Source organism: Sphingomonas sp. HITSZ_GF, from assembly GCF_029543155.1.
Taxonomy (GTDB): Bacteria; Pseudomonadota; Alphaproteobacteria; order Sphingomonadales; family Sphingomonadaceae; genus Sphingomonas.
Window position 1 is genome coordinate 121,907 of the sequence record NZ_JARQXA010000008.1, and the last position, 16,796, is coordinate 138,702.

The following is a 16,796-nucleotide window of genomic DNA, read 5'->3' on the forward strand; positions in this document are numbered from 1 at the left end:
CGACATGGCAGAGAAACCCTGGGCCCCGGCTTTCGCCGGGGAACAGCTTTCTTCTCGATGCTGGCCTATTCCTCGACCAGCTTCATCAGCCGGCGCTCGACCGGCGCCAGCACCGGGCCGAGCTCGTGGCCGCGCTTGAGGATCGTGCCGCTTTCGCCGACCAGCGCCCACATGCCCTGGCGGTTGCGCAGCGCCGGGCGCTTCTCGATGCGGAATTCGGGGCGCTCGGCGGCGCGGCGGAAGGCGGCGAACACGGCGGCGTCGAGATCGAACGACATCGCATAGTCGCGCCAATGGCCGGCGGCGACCATGCGGCCGTAGAGATCGAGGATGCGCGTGAGCTCCGGGCGATCGAAGCCGACCTGGCCGGGGCGTCCGAGAGGGAGCGGCGTTACGGTTCCCATCTAGGCGCTGTCGCGCTGCTCCCCATCGGTGCGGCGTTCGGCGAGCACGGCGTCAAGCCGCTTGCGCATCGCCTCCAGCTCGCAGCGCATGATCTCGAGCTTCTGCGTCTGCGGATCGAACAGCTCGCTGCACGGCGTGCCATAGGGCACGAAGTCCTTCTGCCACTTCTCGGCCTCGACCAGCGTCGGCTTGGCCGGGATGCCGACCATCACCGCGCCCGGCGCGACATCCTTGGTAACCACGGCATTGGCGCCGACACGGGCACGCTCGCCGACGGTGATCGGCCCCAGCACCTGCGCGCCCGAGCCGAGGATCGCGCCGTCGAGGATCGTCGGGTGGCGCTTGCCGGCCACGCCGTTGTCGGGGCTGGTGCCGCCCAGCGTGACGCACTGGTAGATGGTGACGTCGTCGCCGATCTCCGCCGTCTCGCCGATCACGACGAAGCCGTGGTCGATGAAGAAGTTGCGGCCGATCTTCGCACCCGGATGGATGTCGATCGCCGTTACCCAGCGCGACCAGTGGTTGACCACGCGGGCGAGGAAATAGAGGCGGCTGCGGAACAGCGCATGCGCGATCCGGTGATAGCCGAGCGCCCATACGCCCGGATAGAGCAGGATTTCCGCGCGGGATCGCGGCGCGGGATCGCGCGCCTTGATCGAATCCAGATACGCCACCAGGCGCTGCAACATGGCCGGTCCCCTTTGATCGGGTGCCCACATAATAGCTTAGCCGCCGGAATTCCAGAACGGCCCATGCCGATGCCCATATTGGGCTTTGCCGCGCTAAAGCGGATGTATCTTGTTGGAACTTGTTACGGCGGCCATCCATTCCGTCCCGGCCCAACCTTCAAGGTGCGAATGATCTTTGGAATAGACCTGTCCGCCCTGCTGCCGTTCATCGCCGTGGGCTTCGCCGCCCAGATGGTCGACGGCGCGCTGGGGATGGCGTTCGGGGTAATCAACTCCACGCTGCTCGTCAGCGTGATGGGAGTGCCGCCGGCGCATGCCTCCGCGATGGTCCACACCGTCGAGACCTTCACCACCGCCGCTTCGGGGGCGAGCCATATCTGGCACAAGAACGTCAACTGGAAGCTGTTCGGCCGGCTGCTGATCCCCGGCGTGATCGGCGGCGTGCTGGGCGCCTATGTGCTGAGCAACGTCGACGCATCGGTCACCCGCCCCTTCGTGATGACCTATCTCGCCTCGATCGGCATCTACCTGCTCTACCGTGCCTGGCGCGGGAAGGTGGAGCCACGCGAGCCCAAGATCATCGAGCCGCTCGGCCTGGCCGGCGGCTTCCTCGATGCGGCGGGCGGCGGCGGCTGGGGGCCGGTGGTGACCAGCAACCTGCTCGTCCAGGGCGCTTCCCCGCGCACCACGATCGGCACGGTGAACACGGTGGAGTTCTTCCTGACCACCACCGTCTCCGCCGCGTTCATCGCGACGCTGGGCTGGGCAGCGTTCACGCTGCAGACCGTGGGCATCCTGATCGGCGGACTGGTCGCAGCGCCGTTCGGCGGAATGCTCGCCAAGCGGGTGCCGACCCGGGCGCTGATGGCGCTGGTCGGCGTGCTGCTGACCATCACCAGCGCCTGGTCGGTGTACGTCGCGCTCAACCATTGAGCCACAGGGCGCGCCACGCCAGGCGCGCCCTGCCCCGCGCTAACTATCCTGCAACGCAGCAGTTTTCGTAATTTACGCGTTTTATAAGAGCGGGTGTGAACAGCGTGGTGTGACACTCATAACTGCATGGCATTGCAGATAATTCACCCGATCAATCAATTTATCGGAATTGATCGATGAAACCGATCATCGCGAACGGGCTTTCCAATTTCACATTGCGGCGCAGCAGCACTATCTCGCCATTGCAACAACAACCCCCGTTCCGGAGGAATACCAAGCAATGGCTCTCATCGGCAGCACCATCAAGCCGTTCACCGCGCAGGCCTTCAAGGAAGGCAAGTTCGTCCAGGTCACCGACGCGGACGTGAAGGGCAAGTGGGCGGTGTTCTTCTTCTACCCGGCGGACTTCACCTTCGTGTGCCCGACCGAGCTCGAGGACCTGGCGGACATCTATCCGCAGCTCCAGAAGATGGGCGTCGAGGTGTATTCGGTTTCGACCGACACGCACTTCAGCCACAAGGCCTGGCACGACACCTCGCCCGCGATCGGCAAGATCAACTACTACATGCTGGGCGACCAGAACCACGTGCTGTCGACCAACTTCGACGTGCTGCGTGAGGGCCAGGGCCTGGCCGACCGCGGCACCTTCGTCGTCGATCCGGAAGGCGTGATCCAGCTGGTCGAGATCACCAGCGAGGGCGTGGGCCGCAACGCGGCCGAGCTGCTCCGCAAGATCAAGGCTGCGCAGTACATCGCCGCGCACCCGGGCGAAGTCTGCCCCGCCAAGTGGGAAGAAGGCGCCGAGACCCTCGCGCCGTCGCTCGACCTGGTCGGCAAGATCTGATCCCCCAGGCGCCCGTTAGCCCCCTTTTTCGGGCGCCCATCGCGGCCCGGGACGAATGCCATCCCTATCGTCCCGGGCCGTTTTGTATCCAGCTCGTCACCCCGGCCCTGTGCCGGGGTCCACTGGGCAACCGGTGATGCGGCCAGAGAGATGCGGCCGCGCCCCACAATGACCACCGCCAGTCCTCGCGGCGCGGTGGACCCCGGAACAAGTCCGGGGTGACGCAGAAGGAAGATGCCATGCTCGACGCCAATTTGACCCAGCAGCTCAAGGGCTATCTCGCGAACATCCGCGAGCCGATCGAGCTGGTCGCCAGCCTGGGCGACGACGCGAAGTCGCGCGAGCTGGAGGAGCTGCTGAGCGAGATCGCCGCGCTTTCGGACAAGGTCGCGATGATCCGCGCCGATGACGACGCCCGCAAGCCCAGCTTCCTGATCCGCCGCACCGGCACCGATATCGGCGTGCGCTTCGCCGGCCTGCCGATGGGGCATGAGTTCACTTCGCTGGTGCTCGCGCTGCTCCAGGTTGGCGGCCACCCGAGCAAGGCGGCGCAGGAGCTGATCGAGCAGGTGAAGAACCTGGACGGCGACTACAGCTTCGAGACCTATTTCTCGCTGAGCTGCCAGAACTGCCCGGACGTGGTGCAGGCGCTGAACCTGATGGCGGTGCTCAACCCGCGCATCAAGCACGTCTCGATCGACGGCGGCCTGTTCCCGGCCGAGGTCGAAGCGCGCAAGGTGATGGCGGTGCCGACGGTATTCCTGAACGGCGAGCCCTTTGCCAGCGGCCGCATGGAGCTGGAGCAGATCGTCGCCAAGATCGACAGCGGCGCGGAGAAGCGCACTGCTGCCAAGATCGCCGGCAAGGATCCGTTCGAAGTGCTGGTGGTCGGCGGTGGCCCTGCCGGCGCGGCTGCGGCGATCTATTCGGCGCGCAAGGGCATCCGCACCGGCATCGCGGCGGAGCGCTTCGGCGGCCAGGTGCTCGATACGATGAGCATCGAGAATTTCATCTCGGTGAGCCACACCGAGGGCCCGAAGCTCGCCGCGCATCTGGAGCAGCACGTCAAGGATTATGACGTCGATATCATGAACCACCAGCGCGCCGCGAAGCTGATCCCGGCGAAGCAGGAAGGCGGGCTGCATGAAGTGGTGCTGGAAAGCGGCGCGAGCCTGAAGGCGCGCACCGTGATCCTTTCCACCGGCGCGCGCTGGCGGACGATGGGCGTGCCCGGCGAGGAAGAGTATCGCAACAAGGGCGTGACCTATTGCCCGCACTGCGACGGCCCGCTGTTCAAGGGCAAGCGCGTGGCGGTGATCGGCGGCGGCAATTCGGGCGTCGAGGCCGCGATCGACCTGGCAGGCCTCGTCGCGCACGTGACGCTGATCGAATATGACAGCCAGCTGCGCGCCGACGCGGTGCTCCAGCGCAAGCTGGGCAGCCTGCCCAACGTCAAGGTAATCACCTCGGCGCTGACCACCCAGGTGGACGGCGACGGCGAGAAGCTGACCAGCCTGACCTACAAGGACCGCAACCACGGCACCGAGCATCAGGTCGAGCTGGAAGGCATCTTCGTGCAGATCGGGCTGGTGCCGAACACTGAGTGGCTGAGGGATTCGATCGCGCTCTCGCCGCGTGGCGAGATCGAGATCGATGCGCGCGGTGAAACGAGCCAGAAGGGCGTGTTCGCGGCGGGCGACTGCACCACCGTGCCCTATAAGCAGATCGTGATCGCGATGGGCGCGGGCTCGACCGCGGCGCTTTCGGCGTTCGATTACATGATCCGGCTGCCCGACGAGCTGAGCGAAGCGGCTTGAGGCTCAAATTCCCCTCCCTTCCAGGGAGGGGAGTGCGCTTGGTTTTATCGCTCCGCTCACTATATTCGCGTCATACAATCGAAACAGGCGATCAATGGCGCAGACCACCTACCTTCCCACGCTCAAGCAGCTCCAATATCTGGTGGCGCTCAAGGACCATGGCCATTTCGGCCGGGCGGCGGAGAGCTGCTACGTCACCCAGTCCACGCTGTCGGCGGGCATTCGCGAGCTGGAGACGCTGATCGGCGTGGTGCTGGTCGAGCGGACGCGGCGGGTGGTGCGCTTCACCCCCTTGGGCGAGCGCATCGTCGAGAAGGCGCGGCGGGTGCTGCGCGAGGCGGACGAGCTGGGCGACCTGGCCCGCGCCGCCGGCCGGCCGCTTTCGGGCGAGATGCGGATGAGCGTGATCCCGACGATCGCCCCCTTCCTGCTGCCGCGCATCCTGCCCAAGCTGCGCAAGGACTATCCCGACCTGAAGCTCTATCTGCGCGAGGAGACCAGCGGCCAGGCGTGCGAGGGGCTGCACCATGGCCGCACCGACTGCGTGCTGCTCGCCCTGCCCTATGCATGCGGCGACGTGGAGACGGCGCCCTTGTTCGACGACCGGCTGTTCGTGGCGTACCGCGAAGGCGAGATGGCCCCGAGCAGCTCGATCCGCCCGGCCGAGATCGACGAGACGCGGCTGCTGATGCTCGAGGACGGGCATTGCCTGAAGGAGCATGCGCTGGCCGCCTGCAACCGCCCCGAGCTGCGCGCCGAGGCGACGATGCTGGGCACGTCGCTGCACACGATGGTGCAGATGGTCGACAATGGCCTGGGCGTGACGATGCTGCCCGAGATGGCGGTGGATTCGGGGATACTCGACCATACCCAGGTGGCGGCGCGGCCGCTCGACGCGGACAATGCCTCGCGTCGGATCGCTTTAGTGTGGCGCAAAGCGTCGCCGCGGGAACGCGACTTCCGGCTGCTGGCGGATGTGCTGGCGGAAGCGCGGCCTTAGGCTGTTTCCTGCTCTGCTGTTCCCCGGCGAAAGCCGGGGTCCAGGTGCAATGTCGTTCGAGAGGTTCACGCACCTCACCAAATTCGCTGAAACTGGGCCCCGGCTTTCGCCGGGGAACAGTTAGTGCTGCGTCGTCACCATTTCCCGGCAGCTTCCTCGTCGCTCGCCCGCGCCTCGACCCAGCTTGCGGCTTCCCCGCGCCACTCCCGCTTCCAGAAGGGCGCGTCGGTCTTGAGCCGGTCGATCAGATAGGCGCAGGCGTCGAGCGCTTCGCGGCGGTGCGCCGCGGCGGCGGCGATGAAGACGATGCGCTCGCCCACTTCCATGCGGCCCACGCGGTGGAGGATGGTGACGCCGAGCAGGCTCCAGCGGTCCATCGCCTGCTCCGCCAGCATGCACAGCGCATCCTCGGTCATGCCGGGATAATGTTCGAGCTCGAGCGCGGTGACGCCGCCATCGCCGCGAACCACCCCGGTGAAGCTCGCCACCCCGCCCGCGCCGCGCTCCTCGAGCGCCGCCAGCTCAACCGCCAGCTCGATCGGCGCGGGATCGATCGAGACGCGGATCATCCGCCGGTCACCGGGGGGAAGAGCGCGACTTCCTTCGCGCCGTTCAAGGGCGTGTCGAGGGCCACGAAGCGCTGGTCGACCGCGGCGCGCAGCCGGGCGGGATCGGCGAAGGCGGCGGCATGGCCGGGGCTCCGCTGTGCGAGCCAGGCGATCAGATCGGCGACGCTGGCCACGGCTTCAGGCGGGTCGATGCGCTCCTGCCCCACGCCCACCGCCTCACGGACCCAGGCGAAGTAGAGCAGGTCGATCATGTGTCCATGTGCCGCAGACCGACGCGCAGATAATCCCAGCCGGTGATCAGGGTGAGCGCAGCGGAGACCCAGAAGGCAGCGAGCGCGACCTGCCAGAGCCAGAGGAAATCGGGCAGCGCGCCGGCAAGGATCAACCCGCCCAGCGCGAGCAGCTGGAGCGTGGTCTTCCATTTGGCGAGGCGCGAGACCGGGAGCGACACCTGGATGCCGCCGAGGAACTCGCGCAGCCCCGACACGGCGATCTCGCGCATCAGGATCACCAGCGCCGGGATCAGATGGAGATCGGTGATCACCCCGCGCCCGGCGAGGATCAGCAGCACCGCCGCGACCATGATCTTGTCGGCGATCGGATCGAGGAACACGCCGAGCTTGGAGACGGTGCCCTGGGCGCGGGCGAGATAGCCGTCGAAATAATCGGTGACGCCCATCAGGCAGTAGATCGCGAAGGCGATGCCATAGCCCAGCCGCCATTCGGGCCACCACAGGAACGCCGCGAGCAGCGGCACGGTGATGATGCGGGATAGCGTGAGGATGTTGGGCAGCGTCAGCATTTGCAGACGCTTACCACCGGTGCTGCCCCGCCGTCATCCCCGGGTTTGCGCCCGCCCTCCACCCCGTCATCCCGGCGAAAGCCGGGATCTCAGGCGAAGGCGCGGGGAAGGAGCCGCACGAGATCCCGGCTTTCGCCGGGATGACGGTATGAGGTGGTGTGAGGGTTTGGGGGCTACTTCAACAACTTGAAGCGGATCGCCTGCCCTCCGCCAGCCGCCAGATCGAGGGTAAGCGTGTCGGCGCTGGTGACCATGCGCTTCTCGATCGCATAGGCGACCGGGTTCTTGACGTAATCGGCATCCGCCGCATCGCGGTAGATCTGCGCTTCGTAGCGCTTGCCGGGGGCGAGGAAATCGAGCTTCACCGGCAGCTTGCGCGCGGTCTCGTCGGTGATCGCGCCGAGATACCAGTCGCCGCCGCCGCGCGGCTGGCGCGCGACCACGACATAGTCGCCGATCTCCGAAGCCAGAGTCCGCGTCGTCTCCCAATCGGTCGGCACGTCGCGGATGAACTGGAAGGCGTCGAGATGCTTCTCGTAATTCTCGGGCAGGTCCGCCGCCATGTGGATCGGCGAGTAGAGCACGACATATTCGGCGAGCTGCGCGGCGAGCGTCGACTGGTTGCGCTCGGTGAGCAGCGTCTTGCCGTGCTCGAGATCGAAGATGCCCGGCGTGAAGTCCATCGGCCCGGCGAGCATACGGGTGAAGGGCAGGATCGTCAGATGCTCGGGCGGGTTGGTCGGGCGGCCCCAGGCGTTGAACTCCTGGCCCCGCGCGCCTTCGCGGCTCACCCAATTGGGCCAGGTGCGGCGCAGACCGGTGTCCTTGACCGGTTCGTGCGTGTCCATCGTGATATGGCGCTTCGCTGCGGCCTCGACCACCTTGAGGTGGTGCCGGACCATGAACTGGCCGGCGAACCACTGCTTGCCGCCCTCACGATCGAGGATGTCGCCCGAATGGCGGACATAGCCGGTCTTCACCGCGGGCACCCCGACCTTGGCATAGAGATCGAGCGCGGCATCGAGCTGGTTCTCGTAATTGACCACGGCGCCTGCGGTCTCGTGATGGCCGATCAGATGGACGCCCTTCGACTTCGCATAGGCCGAGAGCATCGGCAGGTCGAAATCTGGGTAGGATTGGGTGAAGCTGAACTTGTCGCCATTCTCGATCCACTCGCCGTCCCAGCCCTGGTTCCAGCCCTCGACCAGCACCCCGTCGAAGCCGTATTTCGCGGCGAAATCGATATAGCGCTTCACATTGGCGTTGTTGGCGCCGTGGGTGGGACCGCTTCCCCAGCTGGTCTTGTTGAGGTGCATCTCCCACCAGACGCCGACATATTTCCCCGGCTTGAACCAGTTCCGGATGTCGGGGAGCTTGCTCGGCTCGTTCAAGTTGAGCTCGATCCGGCTGTCGGCCAGCGCGCCGGGCGTGGTGCCGATCAGGATCGTGCGCCAGGGCGTGGCGAAGGGGCCGGTCTTCCTGGCGCCGACCCCGTCGGGCCAGGGCATCAGCCAGGCGGTGAGCGAGCCGGCGCCATCGCCCTGGAGCAGCATGCTCGGGAAATCGACCAGCGCAGCTTCGTGGAAGGACAGATACAGGCCGTTGTCGCCCTTCAGCGTCAGCGGCGTCTCGGCCAGGGTGATCCGGCGCGCATCGGTCTGGGTGTAGAGATACTCGTCGCGCTCCTGGCCGAGGCCCTGATACCACCAGGCCTGATAGGCGCCCTGCGTCCTGAACTGGGTGCGATCGGCCGTGACGCCGACCTGTTCGCCTGCCGGGATGCCGGCATAGGTGTAGCGGAAGCCGATCCCGTCGTCGAAGATGCGGAAGGTGACCTGCATCGCCTTGTTGAGCACAGTGTCGCCGGCGATCGTGACGGCCAGCTCGGCATGGTTGTCGCGGATCAGACGCTGCTCGCCCCAGGGCTGCTCCCAGCTGCTGTCCGAAGCCGTGCGGTGGGCATCGGTGATCGCAGTGTAGCGCGCCTGGGGCTCGCCGGCGAAACTGAGGCCGAGGGCCGAGGGGGCGATCACCACCTTGTCGCCGCGCTTCACCTCGTAGCGCGCCTGCCCGCCTTCGACCGAGACGCAGACTTCGAGCACCTTGCCCGGCGACTGGGCGCATTCCCGGTCCGCCGCCAAGGCCGTGCCGGGAAGCGCAAGTGCGAGGAGCGTGACGAGGGTGCGAGAAGTCATCCGGTTTCTTTCCTGTGGGGAGATCATTTGAGGAATGCCGCGCGCAGGCGCTGGCGGAGCGCGGCGCGTTCGCCCGCGCGCATCTCGCCGAGCGGGCCACGCTGGCCGGGCGGGATATGCGCGGCACCGTCCTCGCCGAAGACGTGCGCGCCGAACATCGCCTGCCAATAGGCGCGCTCGTGCGGCGGCAGCTGGCGATAGGCGAGGAGCGCGGCGAGGAAGACGTCGTGCGGCTGCTCGACGCCGGTGGCATCGTCGCCCCACCAATAGTTCACCATCGCGTTGAAGGGGCTCAGCGAGCTGACATGGTGCCACCAGAGGCGCGGAATGAAGAGCGCGTCGCCGGGATCGAGGAACGCCACCCGCGCGCTGGCCAGCGCATCGGCGAAGCGCGGGAAGCGCGCGAGATCGGGCGCCTCGGGATCGACCAGCGAAAGCGGCGGCGGATTGTCGAGCGGGCCGACATAGAGGTTCGCCACCTGATCGGGCGGGAAGAGCAGGAAGCGGCGGCGGCCGGCAAGCACGCAGGCGAGATTGTGATCGCGGTCGTTGTGCGTGCGGGTGTGGACCGGGCCACCGACCCAGAGGCGCGGCGCGACGTCCGCCGGCAGCAGCGGCATCGGGTTCTGCGCGACGAAATCGGGCATCTGGCCGCCGAGCGGCAGCATCTGCACGGCGACATAGGGCGCATTCTCCTCGCCCGCGAGGCGCAGGATCCGGTCGAGCGCATCGCTCAGCCGGGCGCTGCGGCGGGTGAAGTTGAACTCGCGCAGATCGGGGCCGTAGCCGAACTTGCCCCGGCTGCGCGCCGGCGCTTCCATCACCGGCACCGGCACGCCGCGATCCATGCCCTTGAGATAGGCGGGCAGCGCCCCTGCCCGGCCGGCGGCAAGCGCGGGCCAATGCTCGAACAGGCCCTTGAGCACCACCGGGACGCCGGCTTCGATCAGGCCGGCCAGATCGGCGGGCGGCGGCGCGGTGCGCGCAGCGACGCGCGGCAGGACGTCGAGCGGGCCCGGATCGGGATCGTGCGCGTGGCGGAGCGGCTCAGCCACGGGCGAGCCCGGCCAGCCAGGCCGCCTGGGTCGGCTGGCGCAGCACCTGCTCGCGGACGAAGCCGAGCATGCGGCGGAACTGCGCCTTCACTTCCTCGGGTGGCACCCGGTCGATCGCGGGGGGCCAGCTTTCCGGCTCGACGCCGTGGCCGAGGAACAGCGCGCGCCAGCTGTCCGGCGGGAGGTTTTCCGCCTCGAACGGCGCGAGTTCGGCGCGGGCGCGGAACAGGGCGAGCATATGCGCGAGATCGGGCGAGACCGCGCCGCCGCGCGCAGCCTCCCAGAAGGGGCCGGCATAGCGGGCGAGCGCATAATGGGCGGACTGGAAGTCGCGGAGCCGATCGAGCGCTTCGCTCGACGCACGGTTATATTCGGCGCGCTCGGCGACGAAGGCCGGGCTCGCCGGGAAATCGGCGAGGAGCTGGACGAGGCTGACCTGGAGGCCGAGCAGATCCATGCCGTGGACCGGATCGAAGCGCGCGCCGAGCGTGACGAGGTTGCCGGTCCAGGGCTGCACCGGGCGGCCCGGATCGAGCGCGCGGACCACGGCGCCCGCGAGCGGAAGGCCGGCAGCGGCGCAGGCGGCGGCGAGCGCTTCCTCGTCTCCGGCCAGCGCGCTCGACCAGGCATGGGTGACGAAGGTCGCCGGGCGACCGGGGTGGAGCGCAGTCCAGCCGGCCGGGCCGGCGCGGTTCTCGGCATAGACGGGCGGATCGGCGAAGGGCGGGCCGGCGGCGGCGAGCATGCGGTCTGCCGGGAAATGCGCGCGCCAGCTGAGGAATGCGGCACCGAGCGCGGCGCCGGCGTCGACGAACAGGTCTGCGCCCAGGCGACGGCCCTCGCCCAGATCGAGCGCGGCGATCGCCTCCCCTTCCCGCTCCACGGCAATATGTTCGGCGGCGTGGACGGTGACGCCGTGGCGGATCGCCGCGTCGCGCAGTAGCCGGGCATAGGCGATGGCCGGCAGATGATAGCCATAGTCGCAGCGGCCGTAGATCTCGTTCTCCGCATCGGGGAGCATCAGGCGGCCGTGGCGGGCGGCGGCGGCGGTAAGCGAGAAATCGTCGAGCGGGACGCTGAGGCCGTGCGCGCGCGCCTTCACCCAATGCGCAAAGAAATCACGCCCGGCGATCTGGGTGCCGGCAGAGCCATAGGCGTGGAGAAAAGCGGGTTGCACCGTGGATGTTCCCCGGCCGACGCCGGGGAGCTGATCTGGATCCAGTTCCACGAAATTCTGGCCGAGCGTAAGGCTGGCGCCGGTGGCGCGGAGCAGCGCGGCTTCGTCGATGCGGAGCTGGTTGTGCAGCGCCTCGAGCGCCGGGAAAGTGGCATAGGCATCGACGGGCGCGAGCGCGCTGGGCAGCTCGACGGCCTCGACTTTCACGCCGGAGGGGCTGAGCGCCCGCGCCAGCGCGGCGGCGGCGAGCCAGAGCGGCGCGTCGCGGCCGGCGACGATGACGGTGAAGGGGGTGCTCATGCCGACACCGCCCGGTCGTCGGCAGCGCCGCGCGTGGCCGAGCAATAGCCGGCGATGAACTCGGCGTGCGAAGGTAGCGCCGCGGCATTGGTGGCGATCCGCGCGCGGAGATCGGCGATACGATCCGCGACGTCGTCGAGCGGGGCGCGATCGGCCTGGCGATCATAGGCCCGGGGCACGATCCCCTGCCCCATCAGCACCGCCAGCCAGCTGTCGCGCGAGAACAGGCCGAGCTTGTAGTCCGGCGCGCGGCCGCTGGCGCGGAACAGCTCGATCTTGTGCGCCAGGCTGTCCGGCAACGCCATGTTGCGGACATGGTCCCAGAGCGGTTCGCCGTGGCGAGCATTGGCGGTGTAGTGGAGCACCAGGAAGTCGCGCGTGCGGTCGTAATGCACCGCGAACAGCCGGTTGAACTCGGCCGCGAGGCGCGGATCGATCGGGCCGCCCGGCCGGGGCATCAGGTTCGCGAGGTCCATCGTCGCCGCCTGGATCAGGAAGATGCTGGTGGACTCCAGTGGCTCGAGGAAGCCGGAGGACAGCCCGATCGCGACGACATTTCCCTCCCAGCCGCGCTCGCGGCGGCCGGCCTGGAAGCGCAGCATGCGGGGTTCGAGCAAAGGCGCGCCGTCGATCGCGCCGAGGACCGTCTCGCGTGCCTGCTCCTCCGAGCAGAAGGCGCTGGAGAAAACATAGCCATTACCGATCCGATGCTGGAGCGGGATGCGCCAGGTCCAGCCACCTGTCTGGGCAGTCGAGCGCGTGAAGGGCGTGATGCCGGCGACGCTGGCGCAGGGCACCGCCATCGCGCGGTCGCAGGGGAGCCACTGGCTCCAGTCCTGCCAGGCGACGCCCATGCTCTGCCCCAGCAGCATCGAGCGGAAGCCCGAGCAGTCGATGAACAGGTCGCCTTCGATCGCGGCGCCGGATTCGAGCGAGACGCGCTCGACCAGGCCGCTTTCAGCATTTCGGGCGACGTCGACGATCTTGCCCTCGACCCGCCGCACGCCACGCTGCGTTGCCCAGCCCCGCAGGAACCGGGCGTAGAGCCCGGCATCGAAATGATAGGCATAGGAGAAGGTCGAGCGGATCGAGCGTGTATCTTCATTGGGCAGGTCGAACACGCCTTCGCGGCACATCGCCACGGCGAAGCTGGTGTCGAACCAGTCACCGACATCCTTGCCGGCGGCCCTGGCGCGCAGCCAGTGATGCTGGAAGTCGAGCCCGCCCCAGCGCTCGCCAAAGGTGCCGAAGGGGTGGACATAGCGGCCGCCGGGCTTGTCCCAGCCGACGAACTCAATGCCCAGCTTGAAGCTGCCCTGGGTGGCGGCCATAAACTCGGCCTCGTCGAGCCCGAGCATCGCATTGAACTCGCGGATGTGCGGCAGCGTGGCCTCGCCGACGCCCACGGTGCCGATCTCGTCGGATTCGATCAGCGTGAGTGCGTAATCCGTATTGGGCAGCAGGCGGGTGAGCCCGGCCGCGCACATCCAGCCGGCGGTGCCGCCGCCGACGATGACGACGCGCAGCGGCGTCGCGGATGAACTCGACCTGGGCTGCATGCTACCCGCTCCCGAAAGAAATGGCGCCGCCGGAATGAAGGACGGCGGCGCCGAGGGGAGTTAGAACTTGAACCGGGCGCCGAACTGGAAGCGGCGATCGACACGGCTCCAGTTTGCGTCGCGGTAAACAGGCTTGGCGCCGGGCGTCTTGCTCGAGTCACCGAAGATCTGCTGCTGGAACACGCTGGTGGTGCCGAGCAGGTTCGATCCTTCGATCGACAGCTCGACCCATTTGGCCAGCGAGAAGCGCAGCGAGCCGTCCATGAACCCGGCCTCCTTCTGGAACACCGGCAGGCCGATGCAGCAGTCGAGGTTGTTGGTGAGGAAGCGCGAACGCCAGTTATAGGCGACGCGCATCGCCACCGGGCCCTTTTCGTAGAGCAGCACGGCGTTGAACGTGTGCTTCGAGATGCCCGCCAGCTGATGCGAGTCGATCACCACGCCGCGGCCGCCCGACACGTCGAGGCCCGCGCCGAAGCCGCCGGTACCGCCGGCATCGAGTGCGCCCTGGGTGACCAGGTTCGAGTTGCTGATGTCCGACTGATCGACATAGGTGTAGTTCAGCTGCGTGCCGAAGCCGCTGAGCACGCCCGGCAGGAAATCGAAGAAGGTCTGGAAGGCGAACTCGACGCCCTTCAGCGATCCCCCGTCGTCCCCGTTGCGCGGGCCGCGCATCAGCACCGTCTGGGTCGAGCCGTTGTTGGTGAAGCTGCGGTAGAACTCGCCGTACGCGATGCTCGAGTTCAGCTTCTTGTAAAAGGCATCGACGGTGAACGAGCTGCTGCGGCCGAAATAATGCTCGAAGGTGAGGTCGAACTGGTCGGCGGTGATCGGTTTCAGCGCCGGATAGCCCGATTCCGCGCGGAACACGAAGTTGTAGCCGGTGATCGTGCCGCCTGCGTTGCGGACGAGATAGGGCGAGGTCGCCGAACCGTCGAGCGTCGGGCCCTGGATCGTGACGAAGTTGCGCAGCAGGCCGAAATCGGGGCGCGACATCGCCCGCGAATAGCCGAAGCGCACGAACGTCTTGTTGTCGGCGAAGCCGAAGCGGACGTTGAAGCTCGGCAGCCAGTTGTCATAGCTCGTCTGGTAGGTGTTCGGCGTGCCGCCGCCGCTGGCGAAGGCCGCCACGTCCGGCGTGACGAAGCACATCGGATTGACCACCCAGTTGACCGGCAGCGCGGAGCCGCAGGGCTGATAGTTGGCGAAGGTGGTGGTCAGCGGATAGCCGACGCTGCCGTCCGACGCGATCTCGGTATGGACGTAGCGCAAGCCGATATTGCCGCGGACGTTGACGCTGCCGATGTTCATGCCCTCGCCGCCGAAGCGGAGCATGGCATAGGCCGCGGTGGTCTTCTCCTTGACGTGCATCACCTCGGACGGGAGGTAGCAATCGTTGACCGTGGCATCGGCGCGGTCGCAGATCGACGACCAGCCCGGCGCGATCGGCGAGTTGGTCGCCGGGCCGCCGAGGCCGTTGACGATGCGGGCGCGATCCTGAAGCGCGTCGCGGCTCAGATAGACCAGGCCGGGATTGCTATAGACGTTGCCGTCGAAGAAGTTGCTGCCAAGCGTGGTGGTTTCCCACAGGCCGGCGCCATAGCCCTTGAAGTCGGGATGCCCCGCCGCGCAGGCCGGATAGGCGCCGCCGGTGGTGTTGTCGATGTTGAAGCCCGGGCCGTTGCAGTTCCACGAGGCCGCGATCGGGGTCCAGTTGAAGGTCGAGTAGCGGACCGTCTGGCTGCGATCGGCATAGCGGACGCCGACCTTGAGCGAGTCGAGCCAGCCGCCCTCGTTGAAGTCATAGTCGAGGTCGCCGCGGATCGCGGTTTCCTTCGCATCATTGTCCTCCATGTGCGCCTGGATGAAGGGCAGCCAGTAATTGTGCGGGTTGGACACGCCGCCGGTGGCGTAGTTGACGTTCGAGCCCGGGAGCAGCTCGACCTTGGGCACGCCGTTGCTGTCGACGCTGTACTTCATGTTGGCCATCGAGCCGACCGCGACGAGGATGTCGTCATTGGTGGTGTTGGCCCAGACATGCTGGACGTCGAGATTGACGTGCAGCCGCTCGGTGGGATCCCAGCTGATGTTGCCCGACAGGTCCTGCGTCCGCTCGCGGTGATCGAAGTTGCGCGCCTCGTTCTGGAAATAGAGGCCGTCCTGCAGCGTCGAGCAGACCGAGGGCGCAGCGCAGTTGTTGACGAAGGGCAGGCCCGGCACGGCCGAGCCGGTGTTGATCGCGTCCGCGGTGCTGCTCCAGCTGCCCGCCCAGCTGCCATGGCCCTGGGTCAGCGTGCCCGACTGGAGCATGCCGTCGGGGCCGAAGACGAAGGCCGAGGTGCCCGGCGCCGGGCCGAGGATCGAGCTGGCGCGCGGATTGAAGGCAGGCGTGCCGTAGTAATTGCCGTCGAAGATCACATGGCTGGCCCGCTCGAGCCAGGCGTTGTGATATTCGCTGTCCATATATTGCGTGGTCACGCGGAAATTGCCGGCATTGTTCTCATACTGGCCAGCAAAGGCCATGCCGCGCCGCGTGCGATCGTAATCGACCTGCGAGTAGCGGATGCCGTCGGGGATATAGGCCCAGCCGGTGCCGCCAAACGGATTGGCGGTGCAGTTCACGGTGCCGTTGGTCATCACGCCATTGCCCTGGGCGTTGGTCGCGCCGGCCGAGCAATAGGTGTCGATCTTGTCCATGATCACGCTTTCGGTGCGCGTGACGACATGGCTGCGGGCGAAATCGGCGAGCAGGCCGAAGCGGCCGATATTGGTTTCCCAGGTATTGGAGATCAGGCCCGAGAACTCGCCGGTCCATTCCTTCGAGCGATCGCCATAGGTCGCCTTGGCATTGCCCGAGACGACGAGGCCCTTCTGATCGAACGGCAGGCGGGTGCGCAGGTTGACCGTACCGGCCAGGCCGCCCTCGATCATCTCCGCGGTCTGGTTCTTGTAGGCGTCGACGCCCGACATCAGTTCGGGCGAGATGTCGTTGAAGTTGAGGCCGCGATAGCTGTCGGCCGAGAAGCTGTCGCGCCCGTTGAACTCGGTGCGGACGAAGGTGAGGCCGCGGATGAGCACGCCGGTGGGCTCGCCCGAGGGATGGGTGGAATCGTCGGTCGACTGCATGCGCGAGGTGGTGATGCCCGGCACGCGCTGGAGCGCGCCCGACACCGAAGTGTCCGGGAAGGCGCCGATATCGGTGGCAGTGATCGAATCGACGACCGTGTCGGAATCGCGCTTGATCGTCTGCGCGGTCTCGAGCGCCTTGCGGACGCCGACAACGACGATCGCGCCGTCGCCCTCGTCCTGCGCCGATTCGGGCGCGCTGGCCGGGGCCTGGGCAGTCTGCGCCTGCGCCACGCCGGCAAAGCCCATCAGGGCCATGGCGGCAAGCGAGGCACTCCCCCTGAGTGCGGTGATCTGCTTCATGCTTCCTCCCTCCGTTTCGCCC

General features: G+C 67.3%; 14 protein-coding genes. 4 read left to right on the forward strand and 10 right to left on the reverse strand.

All coding sequences use genetic code 11. From position 1 onward, the window contains the following. Nucleotides 1-65: 65 nt before the first annotated feature. Nucleotides 66-404, reverse strand: coding sequence for a DUF2794 domain-containing protein (locus P6144_RS19410; protein WP_277769473.1), 339 nt, complete (start codon nt 402-404; stop codon nt 66-68). Continuing rightward, entirely contained in the window at nt 405-1,094 is a 690-nt protein-coding gene (gene epsC, locus P6144_RS19415; protein ID WP_277769474.1) for a serine O-acetyltransferase EpsC, read from the reverse strand. A gap of 168 nt (nt 1,095-1,262) precedes the next feature. Between epsC and P6144_RS19420 the strand changes: the two genes are divergently transcribed. The 4 genes from P6144_RS19420 (at nt 1,263) to P6144_RS19435 (ending at nt 5,688) form a co-directional block, all read left to right on the forward strand. Then, nucleotides 1,263-2,027 carry a sulfite exporter TauE/SafE family protein gene (locus tag P6144_RS19420; RefSeq protein WP_277769475.1) on the forward strand — a complete coding sequence of 255 codons (765 nt, stop codon included), beginning with the start codon at nt 1,263-1,265 and terminating at the stop codon, nt 2,025-2,027. 280 nt (nt 2,028-2,307) lie between these two features. Next, on the forward strand, nt 2,308-2,871 hold the full coding sequence (ahpC, locus tag P6144_RS19425) for an alkyl hydroperoxide reductase subunit C (protein WP_277769476.1): 564 nt from the start codon (nt 2,308-2,310) through the stop codon (nt 2,869-2,871). Nucleotides 2,872-3,110: 239 nt separating this feature from the next. Then, nucleotides 3,111-4,688 (forward strand): alkyl hydroperoxide reductase subunit F, encoded by a 1,578-nt coding sequence (ahpF, locus tag P6144_RS19430; RefSeq protein WP_277769477.1) that lies wholly within the window; start codon nt 3,111-3,113, stop codon nt 4,686-4,688. A gap of 94 nt (nt 4,689-4,782) precedes the next feature. Next, nucleotides 4,783-5,688, forward strand: coding sequence for a hydrogen peroxide-inducible genes activator (locus tag P6144_RS19435; protein ID WP_277769478.1), 906 nt, complete (start codon nt 4,783-4,785; stop codon nt 5,686-5,688). Nucleotides 5,689-5,822: 134 nt separating this feature from the next. Here the strand turns inward: P6144_RS19435 and P6144_RS19440 are convergent, their stop codons facing one another. From P6144_RS19440 to P6144_RS19475, 8 genes are all read right to left on the reverse strand, one after another. Further along, nucleotides 5,823-6,257: a molybdenum cofactor biosynthesis protein MoaE gene (locus P6144_RS19440; protein WP_277769479.1), complete on the reverse strand. Its 435-nt coding sequence runs from the start codon at nt 6,255-6,257 to the stop codon at nt 5,823-5,825. Next, nucleotides 6,254-6,508, reverse strand: coding sequence for a molybdopterin converting factor subunit 1 (gene moaD / locus P6144_RS19445; RefSeq protein ID WP_277769480.1), 255 nt, complete (start codon nt 6,506-6,508; stop codon nt 6,254-6,256). Before moaD ends, P6144_RS19440 begins: the two co-directional genes overlap by 4 nt. After that, on the reverse strand, nt 6,505-7,059 hold the full coding sequence (pgsA, locus tag P6144_RS19450) for a CDP-diacylglycerol--glycerol-3-phosphate 3-phosphatidyltransferase (protein WP_277769481.1): 555 nt from the start codon (nt 7,057-7,059) through the stop codon (nt 6,505-6,507). The genes moaD and pgsA overlap by 4 nt, the downstream gene beginning before the upstream one ends. Nucleotides 7,060-7,232: 173 nt before the next feature. Continuing rightward, entirely contained in the window at nt 7,233-9,254 is a 2,022-nt protein-coding gene (locus P6144_RS19455) for a glycoside hydrolase family 97 protein (protein WP_277769482.1), read from the reverse strand. Between the two features lie 23 nt (nt 9,255-9,277). Continuing rightward, nucleotides 9,278-10,309 carry a cupin-like domain-containing protein gene (locus P6144_RS19460; RefSeq protein ID WP_277769483.1) on the reverse strand — a complete coding sequence of 344 codons (1,032 nt, stop codon included), beginning with the start codon at nt 10,307-10,309 and terminating at the stop codon, nt 9,278-9,280. Then, on the reverse strand, nt 10,302-11,786 hold the full coding sequence (locus tag P6144_RS19465; RefSeq protein WP_277769484.1) for a tryptophan 7-halogenase: 1,485 nt from the start codon (nt 11,784-11,786) through the stop codon (nt 10,302-10,304). The genes P6144_RS19460 and P6144_RS19465 overlap by 8 nt, the downstream gene beginning before the upstream one ends. Next, a complete protein-coding gene (locus P6144_RS19470; protein WP_277769485.1) occupies nt 11,783-13,345 on the reverse strand; it encodes a tryptophan halogenase family protein in 1,563 nt (520 codons plus the stop codon). Before P6144_RS19470 ends, P6144_RS19465 begins: the two co-directional genes overlap by 4 nt. A 60-nt stretch (nt 13,346-13,405) precedes the next feature. After that, nucleotides 13,406-16,774: a TonB-dependent receptor gene (locus P6144_RS19475; RefSeq protein ID WP_277769486.1), complete on the reverse strand. Its 3,369-nt coding sequence runs from the start codon at nt 16,772-16,774 to the stop codon at nt 13,406-13,408. Nucleotides 16,775-16,796 lie beyond the last annotated feature (22 nt).

What these genes read in the sequence shown, in the direction of transcription:
- P6144_RS19410 (WP_277769473.1), bottom strand. Translation starts at nt 404, where the DNA reads ATGGGAACCGTAACGCCGCTCCCTCTCGGACGCCCCGGCCAGGTCGGC.
- epsC (WP_277769474.1), bottom strand. Translation starts at nt 1,094, where the DNA reads ATGTTGCAGCGCCTGGTGGCGTATCTGGATTCGATCAAGGCGCGCGAT.
- P6144_RS19420 (WP_277769475.1), top strand. Translation starts at nt 1,263, where the DNA reads ATGATCTTTGGAATAGACCTGTCCGCCCTGCTGCCGTTCATCGCCGTG.
- ahpC (WP_277769476.1), top strand. Translation starts at nt 2,308, where the DNA reads ATGGCTCTCATCGGCAGCACCATCAAGCCGTTCACCGCGCAGGCCTTC.
- ahpF (WP_277769477.1), top strand. Translation starts at nt 3,111, where the DNA reads ATGCTCGACGCCAATTTGACCCAGCAGCTCAAGGGCTATCTCGCGAAC.
- P6144_RS19435 (WP_277769478.1), top strand. Translation starts at nt 4,783, where the DNA reads ATGGCGCAGACCACCTACCTTCCCACGCTCAAGCAGCTCCAATATCTG.
- P6144_RS19440 (WP_277769479.1), bottom strand. Translation starts at nt 6,257, where the DNA reads ATGATCCGCGTCTCGATCGATCCCGCGCCGATCGAGCTGGCGGTTGAG.
- moaD (WP_277769480.1), bottom strand. Translation starts at nt 6,508, where the DNA reads ATGATCGACCTGCTCTACTTCGCCTGGGTCCGTGAGGCGGTGGGCGTG.
- pgsA (WP_277769481.1), bottom strand. Translation starts at nt 7,059, where the DNA reads ATGCTGACGCTGCCCAACATCCTCACGCTATCCCGCATCATCACCGTG.
- P6144_RS19455 (WP_277769482.1), bottom strand. Translation starts at nt 9,254, where the DNA reads ATGACTTCTCGCACCCTCGTCACGCTCCTCGCACTTGCGCTTCCCGGC.
- P6144_RS19465 (WP_277769484.1), bottom strand. Translation starts at nt 11,786, where the DNA reads ATGAGCACCCCCTTCACCGTCATCGTCGCCGGCCGCGACGCGCCGCTC.
- P6144_RS19470 (WP_277769485.1), bottom strand. Translation starts at nt 13,345, where the DNA reads ATGCAGCCCAGGTCGAGTTCATCCGCGACGCCGCTGCGCGTCGTCATC.
- P6144_RS19475 (WP_277769486.1), bottom strand. Translation starts at nt 16,774, where the DNA reads ATGAAGCAGATCACCGCACTCAGGGGGAGTGCCTCGCTTGCCGCCATG.